This is a genomic window from Salinibacterium sp. TMP30, from assembly GCF_038397785.1.
Classification (GTDB): Bacteria; Actinomycetota; Actinomycetes; order Actinomycetales; family Microbacteriaceae; genus Rhodoglobus.
Genome location: NZ_CP151642.1, coordinates 1,295,251 through 1,311,052, shown reverse-complemented (window position 1 = coordinate 1,311,052; position 15,802 = coordinate 1,295,251). Strand labels below are relative to the sequence as shown.

The window sequence follows — 15,802 nt, the reverse complement described above, 5'->3', positions numbered from 1 at the left end:
TGGTGGTGGTGGAACAGTTAGACGGTCATACCGCGGTCGGTAGGGGAAACGGGGAACGGCAGCTGCGTCTCCCCCTCAAGGTAGCGATCTACAGCGGATGCCGCAGCCCTACCCTCAGCGATAGCCCACACAATTAGCGACTGACCACGACCCGCATCCCCGACAACGTACACGCCGGGGGTTTCGCTCTGGTAGTCAGAATCCCGTATGAGATTGCCACGGTCATCCGATGCCAACGGAAGCTGCGTGTCGAGAGTGTCAGTTTCTGGACCGGTGAACCCCATCGCGAGAAGCACGAGGTCTGCCGGAATCTCGCGCTCCGTGCCCGCCTTCGGCACTCGGTGACCATCGGCAAACTCAGTTTCAGCGACCTTGATCGAACGAACTTCGCCAACGGTGTTTGTCACGAATTCGATGGTCGAAGCCAGGTACAGGCGCTCGCCGCCCTCTTCGTGAGCGCTCGACACCTCGAAGAGAGTTGGAGTGAGTGGCCACGGCTGGTGTTCGGGGCGCTCTGCGGGCGGCTGAACGCCAATCGCAAGGTTCGTTACCGAGAGGGCACCCTGCCGGTGTGCAGTGCCGATGCAGTCAGCACCGGTGTCGCCTCCACCAAGAACGACGACGTGCTTGCCTTCGGCTGTCACTTGCTCGCTGACGGAATCACCTGCGACAGCCTTATTCGACTGAACTAGGTATTCCATGGCGAAGTGCACGCCGAGGGAATCACGGCCAGGAATCGGCAGGTCGCGAGGAACGGTCGCACCCGTTGCCACGACGACGGCATCGTAACGTGAACGAAGATCATTCCACGAGATGTCGACACCAATGGTGACTCCAGCACGGAATCGCGTTCCCTCTGCTTGCATCTGCGCAATACGCAATTCGATGTGGCGCTTTTCCATCTTGAAGTCGGGGATGCCGTAGCGAAGAAGTCCACCAATGCGGTCCTCACGCTCGAACACTGCGACGGTGTGCCCTGCACGAGTCAGCTGCTGCGCTGCGGCCAAACCGGCAGGTCCGGAACCGACGACCGCGACAGTCTTCCCTGTCAAACGCTCGGGCGGATGCGGTGTGACGTTGCCGTCAGCGAATGCCTGATCGATGATCGAGACTTCGATCTGCTTAATCGTGACTGCGGGCTGGTTGATTCCGAGCACGCAGGAACTCTCGCAGGGAGCTGGGCACAGCCGGCCCGTGAATTCGGGAAAGTTGTTCGTTGCGTGCAAACGCTCAATTGCTTCAGCGCTTTCACCGCGGCGCATGAGGTCGTTCCACTCGGGGATCAGATTGCCCAGTGGGCAACCCTGATGACAAAACGGGACGCCGCAATCCATGCAGCGACCGGCTTGTCGCGCCAACTGACCCGACTCTTGCTGTTCATAGACCTCTTTGAAATCCATCAGTCGCAGACTGACCGGGCGTCGTGTGGGGAGTTCACGCTCTTGTACCTTGAGGAATCCCTGGGGATCAGCCACCCGTTACCTCCTTAATTCGCGCCCAAGTAACATCCCCATCGGGGTCGAGTCCTTCGGCCAATGCTGTTGCTCGAGTCTGGATCACGGCCGCGTAGTCGCGCGGTGTGACCTTGGTGAACTTGGTTGCCGTCGCGTCCATGTCAGCGAGCATTCGCTCAGCGACGACAGACCCTGTTTCTAGATGATGACGCTCAAGCAGATCTTTGACTATCTCAACGTCAGCGCTGCCGAGTTCGGACAGCACTAATTCGCCTGTGCTCAACGATTCACCATTGACGCGCTCTTCGCGTAACTCGTGAATGTAGGCGGTTCCTCCAGACATTCCCGCGCCAAGGTTTCGGCCCGTCGTGCCGAGAATGAGGACAAGACCACCGGTCATGTACTCAAGCGCATGGTCGCCAACGCCTTCAGCAATTGCGGTAGCGCCCGAGTTTCGCACCATGAAACGCTCGCCCACCTTGCCTCGGATGAAGATGCTGCCGCTGGTCGCACCGTAGCCAATAACGTTACCCGCGATCACATTGTTCTCTGCAGCAAAAACACTCGACAGGTCAGGTCGCACAACGACGGAACCACCAGAGAGACCCTTACCGACGTAGTCGTTGCTGTCGCCATAAAGCTTCAGCGAAATACCCGAGGGAACGAACGCGCCGAGCGACTGCCCAGCGGAGCCGTGGAGGGTGATCGTGATTGTGTCAGTCGGAAGACCATGCTCGCCATGTCGGACAGTGACTTCGTGGCCGAGCATGGTGCCAACCGCGCGGTCGGTATTGCGCACGGGAAGATCAATCTCGACCGACGTCTTATTGACTAACGCGTCGTGGCTCAATTCGATGAGCTTCTGGTCGAAGTGCTCAGCTAGCTCATGGTCTTGAGCCACCGACTGTGTGCGAGGCTCGTCGGCCGCGAATTCCGGCCCGTCAAAGATCGGAGAAAGGTCGAGCCCGTCGGTCTTCCAGTGTGAGATCGCTCGGTTCATGTCGAGCAGTTCGCTGTGACCGATTGCTTCACCGAGGGTGCGGAACCCCAGCTCCGCCAAGTATTCGCGAACTTCTTGAGCCAAGAACTCGAAAAAGTTGACGATGAATTCAGGCTTGCCCGTGAATCGCTCCCGTAATTCAGGGTTCTGAGTGGCAACACCCACCGGACACGTATCCAGGTGACAGACTCGCATCAGGATGCAACCAGACACCACGAGAGGCGCTGTCGCGAACCCGTACTCTTCGGCGCCCAGAAGCGCGCCAATGATGACGTCACGCCCCGTCTTCATTTGCCCATCGACCTGCACGACCACACGGTCACGCATTCCGTTGAGCATGAGGGTCTGTTGAGTTTCCGCTAGGCCAATCTCCCACGGCGTACCCGCATGCTTAAGGGAGTTGAGTGGGCTTGCACCCGTGCCACCATCGTGGCCCGAAACCAACACGACATCGGCTTTAGCCTTAGTCACACCAGCCGCCACCGCCCCGATACCCTTTTGGCTCACAAGCTTGACGTGCACTCGAGCGGAGGGGTTCGAACGTTTGAGGTCGAAGATCAGTTGTTTGAGGTCTTCGATCGAGTAGATGTCGTGGTGCGGCGGCGGCGAAATGAGGCCGACCCCTGGTGTGCCGTGGCGAGTTCGTGCGATCCACGGATAGACCTTGCTTGCGGGCAGCTGACCGCCCTCACCAGGCTTAGCTCCTTGAGCCATCTTGATCTGGATGTCGTCGGCATGAGTCAAGTACATGCTCGTAACCCCGAAGCGGCCCGATGCAACCTGCTTGATTGCACTGCGACGGGCGGGGTCGAGCAGTCGCTCAACGTCCTCGCCGCCTTCACCGGTGTTCGACCGTGCTCCCAGCTGGTTCATCGCTATCGCAAGCGTTTCGTGAGCTTCTTTGCTGATTGAGCCGTAGCTCATCGCCCCAGTGCTAAAACGCTTCACGATGCTCGCGACAGACTCAACCTCGTCGATCGGTACTGATTCGCGTCCCTCGGTCGTGAACTTAAACAGACCACGCAATGTCATGAGGTTTTCTGCTTGCTCGTCGACCTTCGACGTGTACTCGCGGAAAATGTCGTAGCGACGCGTCCGTGTCGAGTGCTGCAGCTTGAAAACTGTCTCAGGGTTGAACAAGTGAGGCGGGCCATCGCGTCGCCACTGGTATTCGCCACCCGTGTTGAGTCGTTCGTGCACGGTTGGAGCACGGTCCTCGGGGTAGGCGGCCGTATGCCGGGCAGCATTCTCGCGAGCGATTGCATCGAGACTGACGCCACCCAGAATGCTCTTTGTTCCCGTGAAGTACTGGTCGACGAACGCCTGGGAAAGCCCAACAGCTTCGAAGGCCTGAGCGCCGGCGTAGGAACTCACCACCGAAATACCCATTTTGGACATGATCTTCAAGACACCCTTGCCGAGTGCCGTAATGAGATTGCGAACCGCTTTCTCGGCGCTCACCTCGGTTATTGTGCCATTGCGTACGAGCTCTTCGGCAGTTTCCATCGCCAAATACGGATTGATCGCTGATGCGCCATAGCCCACGAGGAGCGCAACGTGATGAACCTCACGAACGTCACCGGCCTCAACGATCAGACCAACCTTCATCCGATCCTGCTGCCTGATGAGGTGATGATGCACCGTCGCTAGCATGAGCAACGAGGGAATCGGTGCCAAATCTTTGTTGGAATCGCGATCCGACAGCACGATGAACTCTGCCCCATCCGCAATCGCCGCGTCAGCCTCGGCGCACATTGACGCCAAGCGGGCTTCCATTGCAGAAGGACCAGCATCGACCCGATAGAGGCCCTTGATGGTTCTCGCGAGTCGCGATCCCGGATGAGGTTCGATGTGCTGGATCTTAGCGAGTTCATCGTTGTCGATTACCGGGAAGGGCAGAGCGACCTGCTTGGCGTGCTCCGGAGTGGCCGATAGTAGGTTGCGCTGTGGGCCAACGCCCAAACGCATCGACGTAACAACCGCTTCGCGGATCGAGTCGAGCGGTGGGTTGGTCACCTGAGCGAATTGCTGAGTGAAGTAGTCAAAAAGCAACCGTGGTCGCTCAGACAAGACCGCTATGGGGGTGTCTGAACCCATCGCGCCGAGAGGCTCTGCGCCCAACCGCGACATAGGCTCGATGAGGATGCGCACTTCTTCCTCGGTATAGCCGAAGGTGCGCTGACGGCGAGTAACCGATGCCGGAGTGTGAACAATGTGCTCGCGCTCGGGCAGCTCCTCAAGAGCAATGCGTCCGCTCTCAAGCCACTCAGCCCAGGGCTGTGATGCGGCAAGCTCGGCCTTGATCTCATCATCCTCAATCAGACGTCCCGCCTGAGTATCAACAAGGAACATCTTGCCCGGGCGTAGGCGACCTTTTCGAACCACCTTGGTCGGCTCAACGTCGAACACACCGATTTCGCTCGCGAGCACGACAAGGCCGTCATCGGTGACAAGGTAGCGGCCGGGGCGCAGACCATTGCGGTCAAGCGTCGCGCCAACGAGCGAACCGTCAGTAAAGACCAGCGCAGCCGGGCCATCCCACGGCTCCATGAGCATCGAGTGGTACTCGTAGAACGCGCGACGTCGCGGATCTGCGTCGACCTGGTTCTCGTAAGCCTCAGGAACCATCATCATCATCGCGTGCGGCAGCGGGCGCCCAGCAAGACTGAGAAGTTCAACAACCTCATCGAACGATGCAGAATCACTCGCTCCCGGAGTGTTGACGGGCAGAATGTCGGTGATGTCCCCGAACACGGCTGATTCAAGCTGCGACTGGCGTGCGCGCATCCAGTTGCGGTTGCCCTGAACAGTGTTGATTTCACCGTTGTGGGCGACCATCCGGAACGGCTGGGCCAGCGGCCAAGACGGAAATGTATTGGTTGAGTAGCGGGAGTGAACGAGCGCGAGCTTCGACGCGAAGCGCTCGTCAGAGAGGTCAGGATAGAACGGCTCCAGCTGAAGCGTCGTCACCATCCCTTTATAGGTGATGGTTCGACACGATAGCGAAGGAAAATACACGTGAAGTTCACGTTCGGCGCGCTTGCGCAAACGGTAGGTCTGGCGATCAAGGTGGATGCCGCGAAGCGTGCCCTTTAAATCGACGCGCTTGGACTGCAGGAATAGCTGCTCAATCGCGGGCATAGCTCCGCGAGCGAGAGCGCCCAATTCCTCGGGCTGGATGGGGACATCGCGCCAACCCAAGACCGTGAGGTCCTCTTCTTCTGCGAGCTTCTCAATGCCTGCCTTGACCTCATGGCGGGCCGTGCTGTCAATCGGCAGAAAGACGTTACCGACGGCATAACGGCCATTGCTCGGCAACTCAAAGTCGACAACATCACGGAAGAAGGCGTCCGGAATCTGCGTCATGATTCCCGCACCATCGCCGGTGCCCGCATCGGAACCGACGGCACCACGGTGCTCTAGGTTTCGCAGCGCCTCAAGCGCGGTCGTAATGATGTCGTGCCCGGGAGTGCCCCGAAGCGTCGCCACCATCGCGAGACCACAAGCATCTTTCTCATTGGCTGGGTCGTACATCCCTGCAGCTGCCGGGATCGAACCAAAGCGTTCAAAGGGTGGGGTAACAGCCATGCCGTACCGTCCTCACGTATTACTGGTGCGGAGAGGGACTTCTATGGCCCAGAGACAATTCAGTGCCGGATTTAGGCCTGAGGGGTGTGGCCGCTTGTGGCGGACTCTTTCGGAGCAGTGACAGGAGCGGGCTCCTCGGCAGCGTTGACGACAATGTCATGCTCGGAATATGTTTCCTCGGAGTTTACAACACCATCGGCGGTCCACCGGTGACCATCGACGTAGGCGCTGCGTTCGACACCGACATGGCGACGGGACTGCACGATGAACAGGATCACGCCGAGAGCTATCGCGAAGATCGCTCCCCAGACATTGACGCGAAGTCCCAAGTAGACCTCACTCGGGTCGATACGGATAGATTCGAACCAGACGCGCCCGATCCCGTACCAGATCATGTACAGAGCCCAAACCTTGCCCCACTGCAGGCGGATCGGGCCGGTGGCGGTGAAGACAGGAAGGTTGAGACCGAGGACGTGCTTCTTGACGAAGCCGTACTGGCGCTCCATTGTGAGCAAGAACACAATACCGACAACGTTCCACACCATTTCATAAAGGAACGTCGGATGAAAGAGCGTGTCAACGGGCAATCCCACAGGGATCGCCGAGTTACCGGACTCAATTTCGAGACCCCACGGTAGATCGGTCGGCTGACCGAAAAGCTCATGGTTGAAGTAGTTGCCCAGCCGGCCGATGGCTTGAGCCAAAAGCATGCCGGGGGCGAGCGCATCCGCGAAGCTCCAGAAACGGATGCCTGTCATGCGAGCGCCGATGTAGGCACCGACAGCGCCACCAATCAACGATCCGAAAATGGCATTGCCTCCGTTCCAGATGCGGATGATTTCCCACGGGTCGGCGCCCTCATAGAAGTAGTCACTGGGGTGAGTGAAAACGTGATACAAACGTGCACCGACCAAACCGAGAGGCACAGCCCAAATGATGATGTCGAGCACGACGCCGGGCTCAGCGCCACGGCTCGTGAGCCGGCGCGATGTCAGCCACGTCGCCGCAATGATTCCGATCATGATGCAAATTGCGTACGTATGAATGACGATTGCCTGATTGGGGTTGACCCCCAAACCGCTCAACCATTGCCCGAACGGGATTGTAGCGAGCGTTGACCAGGAATCAGGGGGGCTCGGGATACTGAGGGGCACTAATGACAAGACGGTCACCTTTCTGGACTGCGACTAGGCAAGCGTACCGGTGGAAAGGGCCGCGGCCGTTTTCGCAACCGCGCTCACACCGCCGGTCGCCAGAGCACTAACGAATACTGAGCCGACGATTGCGCCATCGGCATAGCTAAGAACTTCACGAACCTGGTCGGCAGTGGAAATACCGAGACCGACACATGCGTTAGTAGAACCGGCCTCACGAAGGCGAGCAACAAGGGCCTTCGCAGCGCTGTCGACGTCGGACCTCGCGCCAGTGATACCCATAGTGGATACTGCGTAGACGAAACCAGTACTTGCCTCTACGGCGCGAACCAGTCGTTCGTCACTAGATGACGGTGCAGCCAAGAACACACGATCAAGGCCAGTGCGCTCAGACGCGGCGATCCACTCCCCCGCCTCATCGCTAACGAGGTCAGGCGTGATAATTCCGGCTCCCCCGGCAGCCGCGAGATAATCGGCAAATCGGTCAACACCGAACTGCATGATGGGATTCCAATAGCTCATCAGGAGGACGGGAGCTGATACTCGCGAAGTGATCTCAGCGACAGCATCAAAACCGTCCTGAAGTCGGAATCCATTGGCGAGTGCGACCTGCGTCGCCTTCTGAATAGCCGGACCATCCATCACGGGGTCAGAGTATGGCAACCCGAGTTCAATGACGTCAACGCCATTCTCAGCGAGAGCTACTGCGGCGTCGATGCTGTCAGCAATCGTCGGGAATCCCACGGGCAGATACCCAATGAGCGCGCCCGAACGGTCACGATTCGCTTGGATGATGGTGTCTTCTACAGCACTCATCATTTCTCCTCAGCGCCAACGTGAGCGTCTGAGGCCGCAGCGTCAATCAGGTCAAAGTATTCCGCTGCAGTTTCCATGTCTTTATCACCACGGCCACTCAGGTTCACCAAAATCACCGAATCGGGTCCAAGTTGCTTTCCCAGGTTGAGGGCCCCAGCCAATGCGTGGGCAGACTCAATCGCCGGAATAATTCCTTCGGTTCTGCTCAAGAGGCGAAGGGCATCCATCGCTTCGGCATCCGTGATGGGCACATAGTTGGCGCGGCCGATATCTTTGAGCCACGAATGCTCGGGGCCGACACCGGGATAGTCGAGACCAGCAGAGATCGAGTGTGACTCAACAGTCTGACCATCGTCGTCTTGCAGCAAGTAGCTGCGAGCACCGTGAAGAACGCCGGGACGACCCCGAGTAAGCGTCGCAGCATGGCGTTCAGTGAGGTGGCCTTCGCCACCGGCCTCGAAACCGTAGAGCGCAACATCGGGATCGTCAAGGAACGCGTGAAAGATTCCCATCGCATTGCTGCCGCCGCCAACACACGCAGCAATCGCCGTCGGAAGCGCACCAGTGAGCGTGAGAACCTGCTCGCGAGCTTCGTCACCGATGACCTTGTGAAAGTCGCGCACCATGACAGGGAACGGATGCGGGCCAGCAACGGTGCCCAGGAGGTAGTGAGTGTCTTCAACATCGGCGACCCAGTCGCGCAGCGCTTCGTTGATTGCGTCCTTGAGAGTGCGCGACCCAGCCGTCACGGGAATAACCTCGGCGCCGAGAAGACGCATTCGAGCGACGTTCAAGGCCTGGCGCTCGGTATCCACCTCGCCCATGTAAACGACGCAGGACATGCCGAAGAGTGCAGCAGCCGTAGCGGTGGCAACACCGTGTTGACCTGCGCCAGTCTCAGCGATCAAACGAGTCTTGCCGAGACGGCGGGCGAGCAGCGCCTGACCGAGAACGTTGTTGATCTTGTGAGAGCCGGTGTGGTTGAGATCTTCGCGTTTAAGGATGATGCGCGCCCCACCAGCGTGTTCCGCAAAGCGCGGAACCTCGGTAATGATGGACGGTCGACCGGTGTAGCTCCGATGGAGTTCCGCGAGTTCCGCTTGGAACGAGGGATCGTTTTTAGCTTCGTTGTATGCGGCGTCGAGCTCATCAAGAGCAGCGATCAGCGATTCGGGAACAAAGCGTCCACCGAACTCTCCGAAATATGGGCCCAGTTCATCTCTCAGCATCAGCAGTCCAAAAATTCTTGAAGGGTGGCAATAGGGTCACCAGTGACGAGTGCTTCGCCTACGAGAACCACGTCGGCGCCTGCCTTCCGATAGTGGGCGACATCAGCCGCAGACTTCACGGCCGATTCCGCAATGCGGATTACACCGCTAGGGATCTGATCGGCTAGTTCACCAAACAGGTTTTGGTCGAGTTCGAAGGTGCTCAGGTTTCGCGCGTTGACGCCCACCAAGCTTGCTCCGACATCCAGAGCGCGAGAAACCTCGTCAGCAGAATGAGTTTCCACCAGCGGAGTCATGCCGAGCTCAATGATCAAGTTATACAGCGTCGAGAGAGTGCGTTGATCGAGCGCCGCGACGATAAGCAGTACAAGATCTGCACCCGCAGCGCGAGCCTCGAAAACCTGGTACGGCTCAGCAATAAAATCTTTGCGCAGCACAGGAAGGCGAACAACCGACTTCACGCTAATGAGGTCCTCAAGCGAACCGCCAAACCGACGCTGCTCAGTGAGGACGCTGATTGCGCTCGCCCCACCGGTTTGGTAAGACAACGCGAGCGATGCAGGATCGCTGATCTCGGCGAGAGCACCCCTCGAGGGGCTCGATCGCTTGACTTCGGCAATGATGTGCACGCATTCCCGCGGCGACAGAGCCTCAAGGGCATCTAGAGCGGGAAGGGCTTCAGAAGCGGCCCGCTCTATATCGACGAGGCTGACTGATTCACGACGAACGGCGGCATCTTCGAGCGCGCCGTCGACTAAGTCGGAGAGCACTCTAGTTGTGGGGCTCGGCGGTGAGCTTGTCGCCACCGACGCCGTAGCCAAGCTTGCTCAGCACCAAACCGACAATCAATCCCACGACGACGAGGCCAGCCGAGGCAAATACTAGCCACGGCACAACGAACCAGAAGGCGAAGGTTCCGATTACGAACGCGACCAACATGATGACCACGGCGGTCCATGCTGCCGGAGAATTTCCATGGCCGGGGTCAGTATCAGTACTCATCAGGCTCCATTCTTTGCTGATCTTAAATTCTAGCGGGAGTAACGCCCGCAGTTGCGCCACTCAGTCGGCGGTTGGATCGATTCCTCTGCTCTGAGCATCCCATTGCGAGGCGGGATCGTCGGCTACTACCGTCGTCGCGCGATCATACTTCTTGGTCGCAACTGGCCAACGATGGGCCGAAAATGTCGCAAACAGCCCGATGACAACGATCAGTCCACCGCCAACGATCGCGGGTACAGGCCACCCGCTGACGCTGACAACGTCAACCAGCCCACGAAGTGACTGCGCGCCACTGATTCCTGTGGCCTCGGTAATCAGCGAGCTGGATGCTCGCAGCGGGTCTTCCAACGCCGACTGGGTGACAAGAATGACCGCGCCGCCGACGCCCGCAGCGACAACGCCAAGAACTCTGCGCACTATTACCGAGGACAAACTGAGCGCAGCGACCAGTGCAAACACAGCTAGCGCAAGGGCCGCAAGCGACCCGACAGCATCGCTGCCGAGAACGTCAACGGCGGTGCCGTCGTTGACGACGATCGTGAACCACGTCTGCGTCCATGACAGCATCACTGTTGCACCGAGGAGCACAAGGCCAGCCAGCACAATAAGCCGTGAACGCTTAAAAATCATGACGTCAGCCGCCGCATCGCGTTCGCTACCGCAACCGCGCGGAGCGGAGCGGCAGCTTTGTTCTTAGCCTCTTGGTGCTCCGCTGCGGGGTCGGAATCGGCTACTAGTCCAGCGCCCGCCTGCACGCGCGCCACTCCATCCACGATGGTGACAGTGCGGATCGCGATTGCTAAGTCAGCATCGCCGGCGAAGTCGAAGTAACCAACAACTCCCCCGTAAACACCGCGCTGAGCAGGTTCGAGTTCATCGATAATCTCGAGAGCACGAGGCTTGGGCGCCCCGGAGAGAGTCCCTGCCGGGAAGGTCGCACGGAACACATCCACAGCTGATGCAGCAGGCAAGAGATCGCCCTCTACTGACGACACCAGGTGCATGATATGGCTGAACCTCTCCACCTGCATGAACTCAGTCACAGCAACCGTTCCTGGTGTGCAGACCTTAAGGAGATCGTTACGAGCTAAATCGACGAGCATAAGGTGTTCTGCACGCTCTTTAGTGTCGGCGAGCAGCTCTTCGGCCAGTTCGAGATCGTGCTCGGTATCGACGCCACGGGGGCGCGATCCGGCAATCGGATGCATGTGCACACGTTTCTGCGAAACCTTAACGAGCGCCTCGGGGCTTGCCCCGACAATCGAATACGGGCGACCATCGACGTCGACAAGCGACAGCAGATACATGTACGGCGAGGGGTTGAGCGTTCGGAGTACGCGATAGACGTCGAGTGGGCTCGCGCTGAGTTCGTGATCGAAACGCTGCGAAATTACAACCTGGAAGACATCGCCATCACGGATGAACTCCTTAGAGCGCGCGATGGCATCCGCGTATTGCTCTGGCGTAGTGCGCGCGATTGGTAATGGTTCGATCTCAATATCGACGTCAGCCAAAAAGGCCTCGGTTGGTCGGGCCAGCCCCGCCTGCAGCACATCCAGTCGCGACTGTGCCTCTGTCCACATCGTGGCGGCGTCGAGATTTCCGTCATTGAGCGTAGTCGAAATAAGCAACACCGTGCCATTGCGATGATCGAGAACCACGAGATCGGAGACGAAACTCAGTGCCTGACTCGGAACGTCAAAGTCAGCAGGCGGAGCATCCGGCAAGTCCTCCAGCTGACGGACTGCCTCCCAGCCGATAAAGCCGACGAGCCCTCCGGTGAGAGGCGGATGACCAGCAACCCTCGGGGTCTTCCACCGTTCGTTGAGGTGCGCAAGCGCGTCTAGCGGTGCCGTTGGGCAGTCGTCGCCGAGCACTCTCTCTCGCGATAGTCCGTAGTCGATCCACTCAACGCTGTCTTCGCGGTGTGTGAGCACGCCAAAGCTGGCGACTCCCACAAACGAGAAACGCGACCAGATGCCGCCCTGCCCTGCCGACTCGAGAAGAAATGTTCCTGGCTTGGCTTGAGCGAGCTTGCGATAAATGCCGACGGGTGTCTCACCGTCCGCAAATACTTGGCGGATGACCGGAATGACGCGATTGCCTGCTGAAACAAGTTGCTCGAACTCCGCGTGATCTGTGGTGCTATTCATGGGAGAACCCCTGAAGCGGAACGAGCGGGTCAACCTCGAAGCAGGAGTGAGCACCCGTATGGCACGCTGGCCCAACCTGTTCGACGCCCACGAGTAGAGCATCGCGATCGCAGTCCAAAGCGGCCGTTCGCACATACTGGCGGTGCCCACTGGTGTCGCCCTTGCGCCACAGTTCTTGGCGGCTCCGGCTGTAGAAGGTAACTCGGCCTTCCGTCAGCGTTCTGGTGAGTGCTTCAGCGTTCATGTAGCCCAACATGAGCACCTCCTTGGTGTCCCACTGCTGAATGATCGCCGGAAGCAAACCATCCGACGCAAACTGTGCCCGCTCAAGAACATCGCTAATCGTTGCAAGGGTGAGTTCGTCGCTCATCGCGTAACCAATCCATGACTTCGAAGGGACTCTTTGACTTCGCCAACTGTCAGTTGACGGCTGTGGAATACGGAGGCGGCGAGCACGGCATCCGCGCCGGCCGCGATTGCTGGCGCAAAATGCTCAACCGCACCTGCGCCGCCACTGGCGATGATAGGCACGGTGGCAAACTCGCTGATCGCCGAGACTAGTTCGAGGTCGAAACCCTGCTTGGTTCCGTCTGCATCAATCGAGTTGACGAGAAGTTCCCCTGCGCCGCGTTCCATCGCTTCTTTCGCCCATTCGAGCGCATCGCGGTCGGTTTCTGTGCGACCGCCGTGGGTAGTGACGATCCAGCCATCGCCGCGCCGCTTGATATCGAGGCTCAGTACCAGAACTTGAGCACCAAACCGTTGAGCAATGTCGTCGATGAGTTGCGGTCGTGCGAGTGCCGCGCTGTTGACCCCAACTTTATCCGCGCCGTGGGCGAGCAGCTTAGAGACGTCGTCGGGTTCGCGGACTCCGCCGCCAACCGTCAAGGGGATAAAGATCTGTTCTGCGGCCGAGCGCACGACGTCGTACATCGTTGCGCGATCCTCGACGGTCGCGGTGACGTCAAGGAAGGTAATTTCATCGGCACCCTGCTCGTAGTACATACGAGCTAATCCAACGGGGTCGCCCGCATCACGAAGATCCTTGAAGTTGACGCCCTTGACGACGCGACCGTCAGCGACGTCGAGGCACGGAATGACCCGAACAGCGACAGCCACGACTAGATTCTCGCTGCGTGAATTGTGCTGACGAGAATTGCACGTGCGCCAACGGCGTAGAGCTCGTCCATGACGTGGTTGGTGTCGGTGCGACGAACCATCGATCGCACGGCGACCCACTCCGGATCTTGCAGTGGCGAAACAGTCGGGCTTTCGATTCCGGGAGTCACTTTCGTTGCTGCCTCAAGGAGGCGAACTGGGATGTCGTAGTCGATCAACACAAACTGGCGAGCAACAAGAACACCCTGCAGCCGGCGCTGAAGGGTGGCGACGCCGTCTCGGGCTGCGGTGCCCGAGCTAATGAGTACGGCCGTGGAATCGAGGATGACAGGGCCGAAAATTTCGAGGCCCTGTGCGCGGAGAGTTGACCCTGTCGACACCACGTCGGCCACGGCATCCGCAACGCCGAGTCGGATCGCGGACTCAACCGCACCATCCAGGCTGACGAGCGTGGCCTTTACGCCGTTGCGCTCGAGAAACGCGCCAACTAGTCCTGCATAGCTCGTTGCCACCCGCACACCGTTGAGGTCAGCGAGTTCGGTGAAGCGCCCCGGGGTGCCCGCAAAGCGAAAGGTCGATCCCCCAAAATCGAGGCTCGAAATCTCCACCGCGGGCGATTGGGAATCGAGGAGCAAATCCCGACCGGTGATCCCGACATCAAGCGCGCCCGAGCCAACGTAGGTAGCGATGTCTCGGGGACGAAGGTAGAAGAATTCAACATCATTGCGTTCATCACGCACGTTCAGTGCGCGGGGATCCCGCCGACCAGCATAGCCGGCCTCATAGAGCATTTCAGAGGCGGTATCGCTCAGTGAACCCTTATTGGGCACTGCAACTCTTAACATGTCAACTCTCAGTCAGTTCGCGCGAAAAGGGTGGGTGTTGGCGTCACAGATGTCGCCACACGTCCTCGGGAGTTAGCCCCTTGGCGACCATCAGAACCTGAAGGTGGTAAATAAGCTGCGAAATTTCTTCTGCAGTTTCTTCGTCAGATTGAAACTCGGCGGCCATCCATACTTCGGCGGCCTCCTCGACGATCTTCTTGCCAATCGAGTGCACCCCAGCATCGAGCAGGGCAACCGAACCTGAGTCTGCCGGGCGGTCTATCGCTTTGCGGCTCAGTTCTGCAAAAAGTGCGTCGAAGTCTTTCACACGTCAAGGGTACCGCCCCGAAGGGCGGTCCCTCGCCGTTTTACACGAAGCTAACGCCTGCCTAGTTCGTACCGAGAAGATCGATCACGAAGGTCAAGGTGCGACCAGACAACTGGTGCCCTCCGCCTGCCGGTCCGTAGGCCAGGTGAGGCGGGCAAATGAGTTGACGACGTCCGCCAACCTTCATGCCCGGGATGCCTTCTTGCCACCCGCTGATGAGCGAGGTGAGGGGGAAGTTGATGGACTGCCCCCGGCTCCAGGAGGAGTCGAACTCTTCGCCCGACTCGAAATCCACGCCCAAATAGTGAACGTCAACGGTTGCGCCGGCGGATGCTTCCGCTCCGGTTCCTTCTTCAATATCGATAATGACGAGTTCAGTGGGCGCTGGGCCCTCGTAGAACTCGACCTCTGGCTTTGTTTTTCCTGAATCGCTCATGTGACTAGTCAACCAGACGAGATAGCTGCGAGCTGACTAATGACGGTGAGCGCTCGCGCGTTCGCGCAAATCGGTGACTCGAAGAGAAGGATCAGCTCCACGGTAGACGGACGAACCCGCGACAAATGTGTCGGCGCCGGCCGCCGCTGCGATCTCGATCGTACGATCGTCAACACCCCCATCGACCTCGAGCCACACATCTAGCCCTCGTTTGTCGACTAGCTCGCGGAGTTGGCGAAGCTTCGGCATCGTTTCTTCCATGAAACTCTGGCCGCCGAACCCGGGCTCGACGGTCATGACCAGCACCTGATCAAACTCTTCCAGCAGTTCAAGATACGGCTCGATTGCCGTGCCTGGCTTCACCGCGATACCTGCGCGAGTGCCCTGTGACCGCAGTGTGCGGGCCAGCGCAACAGCATCTGTCGCTGCTTCGGCATGAAAAGTGACCGCGAACGCACCCAAGTCGGCGTATTGCGGAGCCCAGCGTTCCGGATTGTCGATCATGAGGTGCACATCAAGGGGAATCGGAGAGACCTGCTGAATGCGTTCCGTCATCTGCAACCCGAACGTGAGGTTGGGAACGAAGTGGTTGTCCATGATATCGACATGCACGAGATCAGCGTTCGAGATCCGCGAAATATCACGTTCGAGATTCACGAAATCGGCAGCGAGAATACTGGGGCTAATGCGTACAGACAT

General features: G+C 58.8%; 15 protein-coding genes. All 15 read right to left on the bottom strand.

The genetic code is table 11. The features are described 5' to 3' along the window. Positions 1-17 precede the first annotated feature (17 nt). The 15 genes from AADH44_RS06380 to rpe all read right to left on the bottom strand — a co-directional run bounded on the left by AADH44_RS06380 (position 18) and on the right by rpe (position 15,802). The gene (locus AADH44_RS06380) at positions 18-1,475 is read right to left on the bottom strand and encodes a glutamate synthase subunit beta (RefSeq protein ID WP_341954843.1); all 1,458 of its coding nucleotides are present in this window, start codon (positions 1,473-1,475) and stop codon (positions 18-20) included. Further along, entirely contained in the window at positions 1,468-6,042 is a 4,575-nt protein-coding gene (gene gltB, locus AADH44_RS06375; protein WP_341954841.1) for a glutamate synthase large subunit, read from the bottom strand. Before gltB ends, AADH44_RS06380 begins: the two co-directional genes overlap by 8 nt. 71 nt (positions 6,043-6,113) lie before the next feature. Continuing rightward, complete coding sequence (gene lgt, locus AADH44_RS06370) at positions 6,114-7,145, bottom strand: prolipoprotein diacylglyceryl transferase (protein WP_341954933.1); 1,032 nt, start codon at positions 7,143-7,145, stop codon at positions 6,114-6,116. Between the two features lie 84 nt (positions 7,146-7,229). Then, complete coding sequence (trpA, locus tag AADH44_RS06365; protein ID WP_341954839.1) at positions 7,230-8,012, bottom strand: tryptophan synthase subunit alpha; 783 nt, start codon at positions 8,010-8,012, stop codon at positions 7,230-7,232. Continuing rightward, a complete protein-coding gene (gene trpB / locus AADH44_RS06360) occupies positions 8,012-9,241 on the bottom strand; it encodes a tryptophan synthase subunit beta (RefSeq protein WP_341954838.1) in 1,230 nt (409 codons plus the stop codon). The genes trpA and trpB overlap by 1 nt, the downstream gene beginning before the upstream one ends. Next, positions 9,241-10,011 (bottom strand): indole-3-glycerol phosphate synthase TrpC, encoded by a 771-nt coding sequence (gene trpC / locus AADH44_RS06355; protein WP_341954837.1) that lies wholly within the window; start codon positions 10,009-10,011, stop codon positions 9,241-9,243. The genes trpB and trpC overlap by 1 nt, the downstream gene beginning before the upstream one ends. 1 nt (position 10,012) lies before the next feature. Then, complete coding sequence (locus AADH44_RS06350) at positions 10,013-10,243, bottom strand: DUF6704 family protein (RefSeq protein ID WP_341954835.1); 231 nt, start codon at positions 10,241-10,243, stop codon at positions 10,013-10,015. A gap of 60 nt (positions 10,244-10,303) precedes the next feature. Then, positions 10,304-10,873, bottom strand: a complete 570-nt coding sequence (locus tag AADH44_RS06345; RefSeq protein WP_341954834.1) for a Trp biosynthesis-associated membrane protein — start codon at positions 10,871-10,873, stop codon at positions 10,304-10,306. Continuing rightward, the gene (locus AADH44_RS06340) at positions 10,870-12,396 is read right to left on the bottom strand and encodes an anthranilate synthase component I (RefSeq protein ID WP_341954833.1); all 1,527 of its coding nucleotides are present in this window, start codon (positions 12,394-12,396) and stop codon (positions 10,870-10,872) included. The genes AADH44_RS06345 and AADH44_RS06340 overlap by 4 nt, the downstream gene beginning before the upstream one ends. Then, on the bottom strand, positions 12,389-12,766 hold the full coding sequence (gene hisI, locus AADH44_RS06335; protein WP_341954832.1) for a phosphoribosyl-AMP cyclohydrolase: 378 nt from the start codon (positions 12,764-12,766) through the stop codon (positions 12,389-12,391). Before hisI ends, AADH44_RS06340 begins: the two co-directional genes overlap by 8 nt. Then, complete coding sequence (gene hisF, locus AADH44_RS06330) at positions 12,763-13,515, bottom strand: imidazole glycerol phosphate synthase subunit HisF (RefSeq protein ID WP_341954831.1); 753 nt, start codon at positions 13,513-13,515, stop codon at positions 12,763-12,765. The genes hisI and hisF overlap by 4 nt, the downstream gene beginning before the upstream one ends. Before the next feature lie 2 nt (positions 13,516-13,517). Continuing rightward, on the bottom strand, positions 13,518-14,360 hold the full coding sequence (gene hisG / locus AADH44_RS06325; protein ID WP_341954829.1) for an ATP phosphoribosyltransferase: 843 nt from the start codon (positions 14,358-14,360) through the stop codon (positions 13,518-13,520). 43 nt (positions 14,361-14,403) lie between these two features. Then, positions 14,404-14,667, bottom strand: a complete 264-nt coding sequence (locus AADH44_RS06320) for a phosphoribosyl-ATP diphosphatase (RefSeq protein ID WP_341954827.1) — start codon at positions 14,665-14,667, stop codon at positions 14,404-14,406. A gap of 61 nt (positions 14,668-14,728) precedes the next feature. Next, the gene (locus AADH44_RS06315) at positions 14,729-15,103 is read right to left on the bottom strand and encodes an FKBP-type peptidyl-prolyl cis-trans isomerase (RefSeq protein WP_341954825.1); all 375 of its coding nucleotides are present in this window, start codon (positions 15,101-15,103) and stop codon (positions 14,729-14,731) included. A 36-nt stretch (positions 15,104-15,139) separates the two neighbouring features. Further along, entirely contained in the window at positions 15,140-15,802 is a 663-nt protein-coding gene (rpe, locus tag AADH44_RS06310; RefSeq protein WP_341954823.1) for a ribulose-phosphate 3-epimerase, read from the bottom strand.